We start from the raw sequence: 13,658 nt of genomic DNA on the forward strand, positions 1-13,658 counted from the left end.
TACAACAAACAACCGCAGGCCTTCTCGATCCATTCGAGAGAGCCTGCGGTTGTTGTTTTATAACGTTTGCGCTGAGTGTTGTTTCAACAGATCAATGATTTCATCGAGTTCATACTCCTGTGCCATCATCAGTGGTGTGAAGCCATCCGCATTTTTGATCGACGGGTCGGCACCGCGCTCGAGCAATAGCTTGACTGTCTGTTTCCCCTCGCCCTCGACAGCATGATGAAGCGGCGTGAACTGATCGTCATCTTGTTGGTTGATTTTCTCGCCTCGTTTCAAATACAGATCGACGAGTTCATCGTTATTGCTGAAGACAGCTGTAATGAATGGTCGCTCGCCAAAGTCATTGACGGCATCGACATCACTCCCTGCTTCTAGCAGTTCCTTGAAGATCGATTCAAGCCCCTTGCTCGACTTCCGGTAACCGAGATAATGCAATGCCGTATCCCCATCTGCATCGACTGCTTTCATATCACTTTCCGGGATCAAGCGATGGACATCTTCGAGCTTTCCTTTTTGAATCGCTGCCATCAATTCCGTCTCATTTAAATCCTGATCGTTTGTTTTTGCCGTCGACGCGTCGTTACTGGCTACCGTTTGCGTTCCCGCTTCGTTCAGCAAGATCCCTGCCCCTGCACTAACGAAGAACATGACCGTCAGAACACTAAGCGTGATGATGATTCCTTGACTATAACGTAGGAAAGGACGGGGTTGATCGAGCGGTTCACCCGTCAAGCGAAGCCGTTCCAGCATGGATAGATTGGTCTGTAGCTTCTCATACAATAAGTCAGAAAACGTCCGTTGCTGACGCTTCTCCGCTGTATAGGAAACGATATCCGTCGTCGCAAGAAGTGTTGGACCGAGAATATCCTCAAAGATCGCTTGCCGGGCACACTGGTTGGATACAAGCGGTAGAACCATCTGATAACGAGTCCGTTCGCATGCCCGCGTGTAAGCCGGACGTAAAAATGGAACCCAGCTTCCGATCCAAAGCAACACCTGCTTTTCTTGATGATTTCGTTTAATGCGTGCAAGTTCAAGCAGTAACTGGAACCGTCGTACCTCTGTCAATTCCAAATATGACGTCGGAAGGACAATCAAATATTTTTGAAATAATCCGATGACATATGGTCGTTTCACATCGTTCTGGAAATAGATTTCTGGAATCCGCCACAGCTGCAATTGTTCTGTATGCATGCCGATTTGCTCGAATAACTCCGGGAACTGCTTCGCACTCAAGCGAACCCCTTCACTTCGAATCCGCGATACTCGTCGCCATTGACGTAACCAGAGTAATAACAGCAGGATCACGAGCGCGAACATAGCATAAATACCGCTCTCGCCTGTTTCAAATACTAAGCCGATGATGCCACCCACTGTCAAAATAGCGACGCCTAATAACAAACTGAAATAAGCGGTCTCTTTTCGTGTCACTGCTTTCCTGATCCGTTGTGCGGGATCGATTCGTTCATTCGTCTCCTGCTCCATACGTCATCTCCTTCATTTATCGTTTGGTTCATTGTATTTTTTTATCCCTTCTTATCTTAACGGTTATTCCATCAAAGTTCCAAGGGAATCCTTTCCTGACATACCAAAAGAATATTCAGACAACTTATATTTTCAAACACATCTTGATAACATAATTTTTTTCCTGAATATTCATTATTTATGTAATAAAATTTCTAAAATTCTATTTTAGAGTGATGTTTGTTGATTTTTCAGCATTTATACGCAATTCATACAATAAAGCAACCTGTCATTCGAACCACTAACTATTTATGGATAGGTGGTACAATAGTCACTCTTTTATATTGCAGAAAAATTTGGAATCCCATATAATAACTAACAGGAAGAAGAATATGGGAGTGAAGAACTTGGGATTATTTAATTTCATGAAAAAGGACTATACCGTCCAGTATCACGTATTACGCGGAGATGAGATCATCGACACGGATCGATTGAATGTTCGAGCAGGCGATCATAAGACAGCACGAAAAAAAGCCGACAACATGTTAAGAAGAGAATACGGACGCACTCAGTACAAAATCGAGTGGGTACAACGGTTCTAATCGCTAAAATAACCCATCGCCTCAATCCTAGGATTGGGACGATGGGTTATTTTCATGCGTGCTGTTGTTCTTGTTCGCGAACGATCCGATCGGCTTTCAAATAGAGACGGATGACAGTGTATAAGACGATGCCGACGAGTGCACCACTACCATCGATTAGTACGTCTCCAACGAGTGGTGTACGTCCACCCGTCAACAATTGATGGAACTCATCCAACACACCGATCGTCATCGCCGTCGTGAAGGAAAAGAAGGCAGCTGGGAATGCTGCGTATCCTCGACCGCGCAAAAAATGAACAAGACTGATCCCGAGGATGAAGAACAGACCAGCATGCATGCCCTTCCGAATGAAGAATTCAAGGAAGGCAGCAGGTCCGAGTGACGCGACGCTGATCGGGACTTCGTAATGGAACGACACGAAAGAAAACGCATAGACCCAGTCGAGCGGCATATGTTGCGTCAAAAATGGAATCAGGGATTGTTGCTGATAGGTCATCGAACTGAAAACGAATAAGAAAAGTAAGATGGCTCCTCCTACATAAGCAGCAATGGGTATACGGCGCATCATGCACGCTCCTTTCTCTTTGTACATCCTACCATGGATGCTTATCGTGAACATACGCCAAAAGACGGACATACACAGCTCTCATTTAATGTGCTTTCCCTCTTTTACAACTCGTACAACAAAAACACCCCATCCATATGGATGAGGTGAAAAGCTTACAGCGATGACGGTTTCGGATCGCGCAAGAGATGTTTGATATCTTGGAATGTCACGAACGTTTTGTTCTTCGCATCGTATAGCTTATACCGAAGCGATTTCAAACTTGAGAAGAGACCGATCTTCGTCGCCTTCTGAAGCGGTGGCGTCGAGACATGTGCTTTTTCGAGATGATAATTTGGGACACGTGGACTGAGATGGTGAACATGATGGAATCCAATGTTTCCGGTCACCCATTGTAAGACCTTCGGTAATTCGTAATACGAACTACCTTCGATTGCTGCCTTGACGTAATCCCATTCGCTCTCATCTTCAAAGTACGAGTCTTCGAACGTATGCTGGACGTAGAATAACCAGATTCCGAGGACACCTGCTGTAAACATCGTCGTGCCTTGGATGATCAGGAAGGCTTGCCAGCCGATGAAGTAGATCAGGATACCGTACAAGACGACGAGCGACGCATTGATGACATGTGTGTTGATGCGTTCTTTTTTCCGAGCATCTTTCCGGTTGAAGCGGCTCGAGACAAGAATCAACAACAGTGGTCCAAGACCAAACATGACGAGTGGATTCCGGTACAGACGATACTTGAGACGTGTGAAGCGTGATGCTTCGATATATTCCTCAATCGTCATGACCCAGATGTCGCCGACACCGCGTTTATCGAGATTCCCACTCGATGCGTGGTGGATCGAGTGCTCTCGTTTCCATTTCTCATACGGGAATAACGTCAAAACCCCAGTGATCGTTCCGACGATGGCGTTCGCCTTCTTATTTTTGAAGAATGAACCATGGGTACAATCATGGAAGATGATGAACATCCGGACGACGAATCCTGCAGCAAGGATCGCCAAAGGGATCGCGAGAAACACAGATAGCTTCAGGGCCTCATATGCCAGAAACCATAGGACGAGAAATGGCAGGATCGTGTTGATCATCTGCCGGACGCTGGCTTTGATGTCCGCTTTCTCAAACGGCGATACATGTTTGCGCAGCTGGGCAATCTTTTCTTTACTCATAGTGGTGCTTCCTCCTCGGGTTGTTTCAGCGTTCACGACGCTAAGTAAAATAGTGAAACTAAAATATGAAACCAGTGAGCGGTGGTCGTGACGGTGCCTCTACAACACGATTCAAAAGCGGCACTCTAATTGTTTAGCGCTAAAATATTTTTGTTACCAGGTAATTATATCACATATCATAAATCGTCCACGGTTTTATTTTTAAAATTAAAAAAGCAGAGACAGGCGTCTCTGCTTACTCGATCGATTTGAGTGGGTTGACGGCTGGTCCTTCTAGCACCTCTCCTGTCGGACCAAATCGTGAACCATGACACGGACAATCCCACGACCGTTCCGCCTCATTCCATTTCGTATCGCACCCCATGTGGGTACAGGTCGTCGAGACGAGATGAAGCGTTCCTTCCGGATCCCGGTAACCACCGACCGTCTTTCCGTGATGGTTGACGAGTCCACCTTCGTCCGGTTGTAACTCGTCGGCACTGCGACGTGCTTTCGTCAGCTTTCCTTTGACCAGTTCGATCGCAACGTCCGCATTGTTCTTGACGAACTGCGTCGCATCCTTCGTTTTTAGCTTCGAACGATTCGGATCGAACAGATGCCGAAAACGATTTGGTGTTCCCGTCAATAAGTCGCTGAGTAACAGTCCGGCCGCGATACCATTCGTCATCCCCCATTTCGCAAAACCGGTCGCGACAAACACGTTCGGATCATTTGGTGTCATCTGTCCGATGTAGGGGATCTTGTCGAGCGTGATCAAGTCTTGTGCTGACCAGAACTGTCCGAACGATTCGACGCGGAATTCATGCTTTGCGAAATCCGCAAGATGTTGATACCGCTGCATCGTCTCTGTCTCGTGACCAGATAGATGATTCTCGCCGCCGAACAGTCCAAGCAGACGACCGTCTTCTGTCCGCGTGTGACGCAGAGAACGACTCGGTTGATCAGCACTCATGAACATTCCGTCCGGAAACGTCTCATCGACCTGACCCGATACGATATACGAGCGATGGACTTCAAGTTTTGAGAAGTACAAGCCTTTGAAATCATGGAACGGAAAATGAGTCGCGATGACGACCTTCTTCGCCTCAATCCGGTGACCGTTCTCTAAGATGACTGTCGGCGTCCGGTTCGATTCGAGCGATACGGCACGTGTCCGTTCGTATAAGGCACCTCCTTGGTGGACGATTTGTTGGGCGAGTCCTTGAAGATATTTGACTGGATGAAACTGCGCTTGATCGCGCAAGACGACAGCTCGTTTGACATCATACGGCAACTTATCCCGAACTTCTTGCGTCGCTTCTCCACCGTTCAATCCCAATCGTTCATAGGCTTTTACTTCTCGTTCCATCGCTTGCTCTTTTGATGTCGCAGCGTAGAGATACGCGTCCTGCGTTTCAAGTTCACAAGCTATGTCGAGTCGTTCCACCTGATGACGTAAAAACGTGATGGCTTCTTCATTTGCTTCATAATATAGTCGCGCCGATTCTTCACCGACCGTTTTGATTAACGTATCGTAGATCAAACCGTGCTGCGAGGAAACTTTCGCCGTCGTATAACCCGTTGTGCCAGCAGTGACGTCACCCGCTTCGATCACGGCGATATCATATCCTCGTTCAGTCAGTTGCATGGCCGTGACGAGCCCAGCAATACCAGCCCCGATGATGACGACATCATGCTTCGCATCTTGATCCAAAGTGGGATAAGAAGTTGCAGGTGTACTTTGCTTCCAATAAGATGACGGAAATCCGGATAAGTAAGACATCATAAAACTCCTTTCGGAAAACACGATAGGTCGACATGTTAAAAGTTCCCTGAACGATGCGAAAACATGCGCGAATCGTATAGTTTTAAAAAGAAGCCTAACTGAGAGGGATTAATTTACTTTAATAATAAATAAAATGGAATAATTAGGTTTAAAATCCTTTATACTAAGACTAAGAATCCTACGAGAGGAGTCCATGTTATGAAACTGAGCCGCCATATCATCGAAACTTTTCGACGTTTTACCTTTGCAGCGAGTATTGATGAGTATGACTTAGCAAGCGTACTAGCAAAAGAAATTCCAGAACTGACAGATATCTGCGTCACGATTCGACCGACACATCTTCATCTTCAAGCCGCTGTACCGTTGACCCGCTATGGTCTAGAACGCGACTTACCAGTCGAATTGACGCTCCAAATGCGATCAGTCGATAAACGTACCATTACGTTCGAAGTCTTTGATGTCTGTCCTCATGATACCGAATCCTTTAATGAAACCTACCTCATTCGCCCACCTTACCTGCATTACGCAAACCGACTCCTGACCGTTGATCTTTCCTTCTATTTTCCTTTCCGTCATGTCCGTTACCGTTCGATTCGTCACGTTAAACTTGAAGAAGGGCTTTTGCTTGCCTATTTATCTCATTAAAAAAGCACCCTTTCCTACATTAGGCGAGGGTGCTTGTATGTTGTGAACATCAGTTATGCGAAGGACTCTTAATAGAGCCGATTTAATAAAAATTCATCCTATGACTATTCCAAAAAACAGTTCCTAAAATAGTCAGGAAATGTCTCACACTTATTTAATAGTGAATTTCATCGTAACAGGATTACCATATGCTTCTGGCTCGAAATGCCATTTCTCGACACCTGTCTTGATTGCTTTAAAGCCATAGCCATCAAAGTTCAGTTTACTTTCTCCCGATGAGAGTGCGCGGTAAACATATGGATTCTTATCCTTCGTTGATTTACGAACGATTCCGAAACGTTGTCCTTTTTTGAGCGTCATCGATTTACTACTCGTCAGATGCGTACTACCACCATAATAATCGAGTGTCATGTATTTCGATACTTTCCCAGCAACCGTCCGATCATCTGCTCCCGTACCGACACGATGCTTCAACGTCTTCCCATTATAGGAATAGACATCATGGACGATCGTCATCGAACCTAGATAGAGTTTTTTGTCTTTAATCAACGCGCGACCAAACGGATACGCTTCTTTTGCTTCGAACACCTTTTTGATTGCCTTACCATCCGTTGATCCAATTAAAATTGGTGTTAAAAAGCTACCGCTCCCCTCGACTGGTCCGATGACGAGTTGTTCTTTTTTCGTATCGACTAATTTTCCTTTAGCCCACACATCATAATAAGCTGTATCTCGATCCGTATACGTGTAGATCGTCGTCCATTTTTTCTTCTTCGCATCATACTTCTGCGCTTTACCGATGACATCATTCATATACGTCTTCGAGTTGAAACGTTCATACAGCGTAAACGTCTCAGGATAATTTCCACCAAGTAGATAGACGGACCGGACATCGATCGGTTTATAGCCACCAGATAATTTACTTTTCTTTAACGCCGCGATTTGACGATCAACGACCGATTTTTCTGCCTTACTGAGTGCTGCTACCGAATCCTTCGCTACTGGTAGAGTACTGATGATGAGACCAAGCGCTGTTGCTATGACTACTTTTTTCATCTAAATTACCTCCTTAAATTTTAATATGTCGTCGTATCGTTATGACTGAAACTTTTCAGTGGTTGCGAATCGGTAATGTACCAGCGTTCGTCCTCTAGATTGTATTTCAAGAAATACTTGAACGGTACGTCTTTTCCCGGATTAGACTCTTCGAGTGAATCGTCGTCCTCTTTATAATAATCGCCTTCGTAATAACAAAGTGCTTCAACTGTCGCGGTCAAATCAGTCGCGACTTCGCTGACAGTAATTGACGCTGGGGAATATTCGACTTCATCCAAATATCCATCCCAGTAGACTCCCCTTTTATTCATACTAGCGTAATAACTTTGTTGTTTACTCAAGTACGCAGACGACGTGAACAACGTGAAGGCTGACGTGTCTTTATCCATGTACGCCTGTTCCCACTCCTTCGCATGCTGATGTACGGTATCGATGATGTCCCCTTTGACCGATTCTCGGACTTCCATGCCTCTACCTGTCGCTGAATCCGAAAGCGACTTCCGTTGATCAACGAGCCAGTCTTGTCCCGATTTCACAAGATTTAGTTCCCAGACGATTGTGCTGCCATCCGGACGCTCGTGTAGATACGGCTGATAAGACCGTGATGAGTAGTCGACCTTTACTTTGACCGTCGCCTTATCTCCTTTAATCGTAATATCATTTTGAGGAATATCGTTGACCGTCAGCTCACCGTCAAAGATGTACCCCCCTGTGACAAGATCGTTCAAACTGCTTTGGAAGTTTTGATTATAAGTGTTTGTACTGACAGACAGCCCTTTGACGCTCCGCTCCGTCAGAGCATCTTCGAGTTCTCGGAAAAAGAGCGTTGAAATATCCTGGATATTTTTATAATCCTGATCGGACACTTCCTTCGAATCTGACTTTTTCGTCGCTTCCGTTGGTTTCGATTCCGATTTGTCCTGACTCGTCTTCTCTTCTTCACCAATGACGAATGAAGCATCCTGCTTCTTTTGTTCGACCGCTTGAGGCGTCTCTTCCTGGTTCAAAAAGAAATACGTCCCACCGCCAGCGGCGAGTAAGAGGAGCAGTGCGCTAATCCCGATCGTTCGCTTATTGCGTTTGTTCTTTTGTTTCTTTTCGTACTTGATAACGACGTATGCTCGTTCGATTTCTGTGCGTTCCTCGGATTCCTCCGGATGTGCTTCTAGCTTCTCAGCATACGCTCGTTCGAGCTCTTTCATCGATGAAGTCCGCGATATCCCCAATCGTTCATATGGATCCATGATTCCCTCTCCTTTTGTTCAAAAATTTGTTATTTTTTATCTTTATTTTACATTATAATAGCGAAGTTAAGAAAGGAGTGCTTTTTAATGTCACATTGTTCGAATTGTCGAACCCCGATGAATGATCAGATGATCTATTGTCCGGTCTGCGGTCAAAAAAATCGTCCATCGCGATCCCGTTCCGCCAAAAAAACATGGCTCATTGGATTGGTGATCGTATTGTTTTGCATCGGTGGAGGTACGTTTGGTTATCTCAAACATCAAGCTGCTCAACCGCTGTTTAAGACGAGTGAACTAACGCATACAGCGGCTGATATCGATCAAGTCTTGCCGGAAGGTGCCTCAGCGATACAACGTAATCAACTGGCTGATGAAGACCTTGAGGATTACCTCATTTTCGATACCGCCTCACCCGATTCCATGTACGAATTTCTAAACAGTTATGCCCAGCGTCTTCCTTTGCTCAATAATGGAGAAAACGGCGGTTGGGATTATTATGATCCTACCATCGAGGACTACAGTTCTTATGCTGATCTATTCTACGGTGAAGACGATTTAACAGAAGATGAGCGAGACCGTTTCGGCGATCGACTGAAGGTGTCTGAAGAAGATCCGTATAGTTACCTCACATTAAAGGACATGACCTTCGATCGGATGGAAGCCATCAGCGAAAATGAATTCAGAGTCGAAACGACCGAGACATACGCTCTTGTTCATTTCAGTAATGATGAAGAAGAGAAACGATCCCATCGCGCCATCGTCGAATATGAAGTTACGTTCGATGACGACCGATACAGCATCACTTCTGTGAAACGAACCTTCAAGAAGGAGACGACATCATGATGCCACGCATACTGCCTTTTCTTTTGACAGCTCTCATACTAGGTGGCTGTAGTAACGACTCAGCGGATCTCCACTTGAAGCAAAGTGCTCAAAGCACGCTCACCGGAGACCTGTTCGAAGAACAACAATGGCGCGAAAAAGCCCGGACGGAAGGTGCGACAGACAAACGCCTGATCGCCCTAGCACAACAACAAGAGGCGTTTCACGATTTGAAAGCCGCCTTGTTCATGAATCAGACGACGGACGCCCTTCGTCACGCGGAACGAGTCATGAATCAGACGTTCGGTGACAAAGCACTCGCGGATGAAGCAGCTAGTTATCACCGCACTCTTGGTAAGGTCGAAAAAGCATTTCGTGACGTGGCAGGTACCTACACGTACTCGACGAGTGATCAGGGCGAAAACGAGCAAGATTATAGCGATGCGACGATTGATGTCGTGACGCATCCGAATCGTGAGGCGACACTGACAATCCATGATGCTCGAGATTATGAAGGACAACCACTTGATGACTTTACGTATAGCGGACGTTTTAATTCCGATAATAGCCTGATGCTATATTTCTATGAGTCTTCTTTAGAAATCGAGTTTGATGACGACGGCGGTCTGACCTTCCGCGATTCCGGGATTGAAAAAGACTCGACGATTGATTTTGAACAGACGACCAAACAATCCTTATGATAAAACGCTTGTCTTCGAAAACGGAGACAAGCGTTTTTGTTTGGAATCATCCTTTTGTATCTTTAAAGCGATTCAATCCATATCCCACTAATCCACCGAGGAATGGGAAGAGGAAAAGCATGAATGCATTCCACCATGTCAAAGTGGAAACAACGACACCGGCTAGGATATCGTTATCCCATTGCAGTTCAAACCGCGTTTGTGTGAAGTACGCTAAAATGAGTCCACCGACCATAAAGACCCCGGCATAAATCGCAACATTCGGTAACGTCCGAATCCAGCGGAATCCGATTCCGATATGGATGACGAACATCAGAACAAGCACAATCAAGCCATACGGAGCAACACTTGAATTGAGCAATTGTTCTTCTTCAAACGGAGTGGACGCATTCGCGATTTGTGCGAATCGTGTCAGAAGTCCCACATCCACCGTCTCATCAAAGCGTGTCACTTTCGGATCAAGCGTTGGATCTTCTCCATTTTGAATCTGATTCCCGATGATTCCTTGGATTCGATCCAGATTTGAAGCATCATCCGCTTCATCGATTCCTTGTTTTAAGTCATTCAAACGATCTTCACCATATAAGGCCGCACCTAGATGGAAGTCTTCTGTTAAAACCGTCATCTTGAAATCGACTTGCCCAGCTTGAGACATCGCGTAAAGCGGAGATGCACCGCTCAAGAGAACGAGACTGGCCGATTCACCAAATTCGACTTCGTCCAGTTCATCGAGCTCGTTTAGGTAATATAGTTGTCCGAATGACGTCAGCAGGACACCGAACAAATAGACGCTCATCAATGTCGTCGCGGCAATCCGTCCGACTTGCCAAGAACCGCGCAGATCCGTTTGACCGATGAATTGGAACAATAGAACACCAGCGAGCGCCAAAAGGAAAATCCGAATCATTCCTGTGATCAAATGTAGATCGAAAACGCCGAAATCCGTCGCAAACAATCCGACGACCAATGTGATCAACGATAATGTCAGGGCAAAGACGACCGCACGTTCGATCCGTTCATTCCACGATGTCGCCTTGATTCCGATGACACCACCTCGTTCGAGCAACCATGCGCTCCCGATTAATAGGATCAATCCCGGCAAGGACAGTAAGAAATGCCCTGAAAAAATATGAAAATCAAGTTGATTGATCGCTTTTTGAATATCAGAGAACTGATCCGCATCGCTGCCTATCACTTCGGTCAGGAAGCGTGATTTCAAGTCTTCACTGGAAGTCAGCTGTAGACCTGCAAGGGCGACGAAAGCAAGGAAGAAGAACATACCGAACGTACTAAAGTCATTCCCTACGTTTTGTTGAACAGTCTTGATTCCATCTAATGCCGGGTTATCACTGAGCAGACCGAGCATGATGAACAAGATGACGACGATCGCAGCAAAACAGATGACGGCGGCGATACTACCGATCGCAAGACTCGGATTCCCAAGCGAGAAATCGAATCGCGAGAAGAATGCGCGTCCACGCTCTTTCCATGGAAGGTTCACATTCCAATCCTGCGATTTCCACTTCTTACGAATGTCGTCCATACCCGGAAGACGGTCCACAAGTGAGCCTTCCGACGTCGCAGCGACGAGGCGCGAATGTCCACAATTCGGACAGTACGACGCACGACCATCCATCTGTGTACCACACCCGACACAAAAATGCGCAGCTTGTTCGAAGCGGATCGGACGGGCTTGCTTATCGAGTGACGTCCCGTCTACTTCGCAATACTGGGCGTGCGGAGCATGTGCTTGACCACAGGTCGAACAATACTTCATACGCGTTGCCCCATTTCTGATCCACAGCATGTACAAAAATGCTGATCATTACGTTGTGGCGTATGGCATGTCGTACAGGCGACTTTTGCTTGTTCGTTCTCGCGTGGAACGGACGTGCCACATTTCCCACAGAACTTCGCGCCTGGCTCAAGTGGCGTCCGGCATGACTTACATTGTTTTTGTGCAGCTTCGACTTCCATCTCATCAATCCGTGACAAGGCACCGAATACGAGTACTTCTTGTGCAAGAATGTCCTCGATTTCTTGACGACGCCCTTCGCTCCGCAGCTTCATGTAATGACGCTCTCCGATTTCGTACAGCAAGCGTCCTTTTTCACGTCGTGCTTGCTCCGCCTGCTCCTGTAATTCTTTTGCTGTCATCCCTTGAAAACGTGATTTGACTGATTGCCAATCCATCATCCGTGTAGCCTCCCTTGTTCTTATTTAATACTCGTTGCCTGTTGGATCCGGAAACTTTCCTCGTAGCTATCAGAATCTGGTGTACTACCATATGTGAAGAGATAACGGAAAAGTGATTTGGAGGTTGTTTTACCTGGATACTCACTTCCATAGGTGTAGAGTTCTCCACGAATATAGGTCGTCGCCATGACTTCAATACCGATCGTATCCTCATACTCGACGAATTTCGCTGAAGAACGATCAATCGACGCATTCATGAACTCTCCATCCCAAGCCATGTCTTTCCTATACCACTCGTCATAGTTTTTTTGTTGCTTCGCAATATATGAAGCATCATCAATCAAATAGAAGTTAGAAGTATCTTGGAATTTTGCGGCTTCTACCCACTGAGCAGCATGCTGTTCAACGACTCCTTGAAGTTGATTCAAAACGGCTTCAGACGGTTCAAACGTGAATGTCGCTTTTTTCGTATCTGGTTTGACGACGATCTCTTCCGACGTTTCCTCTCCCCATGGGAATGAATTCTCAATCGACAGTTTGATGCCGTTCTTCGGAATTGGTCCGTAGTTCTTCAAATCGGATACTTGTTTCGATGTCGATTTTCCGTCAACGATCAAAAAGGCATCCGGATACGTCTGATCGAGCTCGATCGCATTTCCTTTTAACGTGATTTCGAATTTTCGGTCTGCTGCGTCAAGCGTCAACGGGTTGATCGTGACGTCGCTCGATTCTTTACCGTATTCGCCATCGTACGCAATCTTAGCATCCGTTAATCCCGGATAGACACCGTCCATCATGATCCCTTCCGCTGACGCTTTACTACTTTCCGTTCCGACCGGATTCACGAGTGTGACCTTCGTTCCTTTAAAGTTACTGATGACTTCCGTTTTGACACTATCGAGGCGTAAACGGTAATCCTTGAAGATTCCGAGTTGACGACCACTGGCTACGATTTGACCAGGAACATCACTATCGTTTTCTGCTTGAATCGATGCACCCGCCATCAATAAATAATCCATGAATGATTTCTTTTGCTCCGGTGTCTCTTTCAAGGCATCTAAAAAGCGTTGCGCCATCTTCTGATCAATCGGTTTTCCGTTGAACTCTGTATGCTCAGCGAGTAATGTAGCGTCACCAGTGCGAATCGCATCGCGGACCTGATTCGTCGTCGCCTCAACCGTAAACCATTGTGTCGCGAGGCCATAGTAGGCACCACCAGCTACTAACAATAATCCAACCGTCAACAGAATCACTTTTGCAGATTTACTCGTTTTTTTAGATTGGACGGGTCTACTATCGTGTTCTTTTTCTACAGGTTCCCGGTATTCAATATCCTGCTTTAAGGCATCACCGCAACTCTGGCAAAATTTCAATCCACGCTTCGCAGCATCCGAACAATTCACACATGCCATATATC

General features: G+C 46.0%; 13 protein-coding genes. 4 read left to right on the plus strand and 9 right to left on the minus strand.

What is annotated here, in order from left to right; all coding sequences use genetic code 11:
* Positions 1 to 57: 57 nt before the first annotated feature.
* On the minus strand, positions 58 to 1,491 hold the full coding sequence (locus ACN9MT_RS13530) for an ankyrin repeat domain-containing protein (RefSeq protein ID WP_426272389.1): 1,434 nt from the start codon (positions 1,489 to 1,491) through the stop codon (positions 58 to 60).
* 386 nt (positions 1,492 to 1,877) lie between these two features.
* Between ACN9MT_RS13530 and ACN9MT_RS13535 the strand changes: the two genes are divergently transcribed.
* Positions 1,878 to 2,072, plus strand: a complete 195-nt coding sequence (locus ACN9MT_RS13535; RefSeq protein ID WP_197026233.1) for a hypothetical protein — start codon at positions 1,878 to 1,880, stop codon at positions 2,070 to 2,072.
* Positions 2,073 to 2,124: 52 nt separating this feature from the next.
* Here ACN9MT_RS13535 and ACN9MT_RS13540 read toward each other — a convergent pair whose 3' ends face one another.
* The 3 genes from ACN9MT_RS13540 to ACN9MT_RS13550 all read right to left on the minus strand — a co-directional run bounded on the left by ACN9MT_RS13540 (position 2,125) and on the right by ACN9MT_RS13550 (position 5,574).
* Positions 2,125 to 2,637: a VanZ family protein gene (locus tag ACN9MT_RS13540; protein ID WP_426272390.1), complete on the minus strand. Its 513-nt coding sequence runs from the start codon at positions 2,635 to 2,637 to the stop codon at positions 2,125 to 2,127.
* Between the two features lie 155 nt (positions 2,638 to 2,792).
* Entirely contained in the window at positions 2,793 to 3,812 is a 1,020-nt protein-coding gene (locus ACN9MT_RS13545) for a fatty acid desaturase (RefSeq protein ID WP_426272391.1), read from the minus strand.
* Between the two features lie 235 nt (positions 3,813 to 4,047).
* Positions 4,048 to 5,574: an FAD-dependent oxidoreductase gene (locus ACN9MT_RS13550; RefSeq protein ID WP_426272392.1), complete on the minus strand. Its 1,527-nt coding sequence runs from the start codon at positions 5,572 to 5,574 to the stop codon at positions 4,048 to 4,050.
* Positions 5,575 to 5,775: 201 nt separating this feature from the next.
* On the opposite strand from ACN9MT_RS13550, the gene ACN9MT_RS13555 reads away from it, so the two are divergent.
* On the plus strand, positions 5,776 to 6,222 hold the full coding sequence (locus ACN9MT_RS13555) for a hypothetical protein (RefSeq protein ID WP_426272393.1): 447 nt from the start codon (positions 5,776 to 5,778) through the stop codon (positions 6,220 to 6,222).
* A 150-nt stretch (positions 6,223 to 6,372) separates the two neighbouring features.
* Here the strand turns inward: ACN9MT_RS13555 and ACN9MT_RS13560 are convergent, their stop codons facing one another.
* On the minus strand, positions 6,373 to 7,278 hold the full coding sequence (locus ACN9MT_RS13560) for a hypothetical protein (RefSeq protein WP_426272394.1): 906 nt from the start codon (positions 7,276 to 7,278) through the stop codon (positions 6,373 to 6,375).
* 20 nt (positions 7,279 to 7,298) lie between these two features.
* The gene (locus tag ACN9MT_RS13565) at positions 7,299 to 8,522 is read right to left on the minus strand and encodes a hypothetical protein (RefSeq protein ID WP_426272395.1); all 1,224 of its coding nucleotides are present in this window, start codon (positions 8,520 to 8,522) and stop codon (positions 7,299 to 7,301) included.
* Between the two features lie 87 nt (positions 8,523 to 8,609).
* Between ACN9MT_RS13565 and ACN9MT_RS13570 the strand changes: the two genes are divergently transcribed.
* On the plus strand, positions 8,610 to 9,365 hold the full coding sequence (locus ACN9MT_RS13570; protein WP_426272396.1) for a hypothetical protein: 756 nt from the start codon (positions 8,610 to 8,612) through the stop codon (positions 9,363 to 9,365).
* Complete coding sequence (locus tag ACN9MT_RS13575) at positions 9,362 to 10,045, plus strand: hypothetical protein (RefSeq protein WP_426272397.1); 684 nt, start codon at positions 9,362 to 9,364, stop codon at positions 10,043 to 10,045. Before ACN9MT_RS13570 ends, ACN9MT_RS13575 begins: the two co-directional genes overlap by 4 nt.
* Positions 10,046 to 10,091: 46 nt before the next feature.
* Here ACN9MT_RS13575 and ACN9MT_RS13580 read toward each other — a convergent pair whose 3' ends face one another.
* Genes ACN9MT_RS13580 through ACN9MT_RS13590 form a run of 3 tightly spaced genes read right to left on the minus strand, consistent with a single transcriptional unit; the run spans position 10,092 to position 13,653 of the window.
* The gene (locus ACN9MT_RS13580; protein ID WP_426272398.1) at positions 10,092 to 11,822 is read right to left on the minus strand and encodes a zinc ribbon domain-containing protein; all 1,731 of its coding nucleotides are present in this window, start codon (positions 11,820 to 11,822) and stop codon (positions 10,092 to 10,094) included.
* The gene (locus ACN9MT_RS13585) at positions 11,819 to 12,241 is read right to left on the minus strand and encodes a zinc ribbon domain-containing protein (RefSeq protein WP_214807832.1); all 423 of its coding nucleotides are present in this window, start codon (positions 12,239 to 12,241) and stop codon (positions 11,819 to 11,821) included. The genes ACN9MT_RS13580 and ACN9MT_RS13585 overlap by 4 nt, the downstream gene beginning before the upstream one ends.
* Positions 12,242 to 12,261: 20 nt before the next feature.
* Complete coding sequence (locus ACN9MT_RS13590) at positions 12,262 to 13,653, minus strand: TcaA 3rd/4th domain-containing protein (protein ID WP_426272399.1); 1,392 nt, start codon at positions 13,651 to 13,653, stop codon at positions 12,262 to 12,264.
* Between the last annotated feature and the right edge of the window lie 5 nt (positions 13,654 to 13,658).

Source organism: Exiguobacterium sp. R-17, from assembly GCF_049913315.1.
GTDB lineage: Bacteria > Bacillota > Bacilli > Exiguobacteriales > Exiguobacteriaceae > Exiguobacterium_A.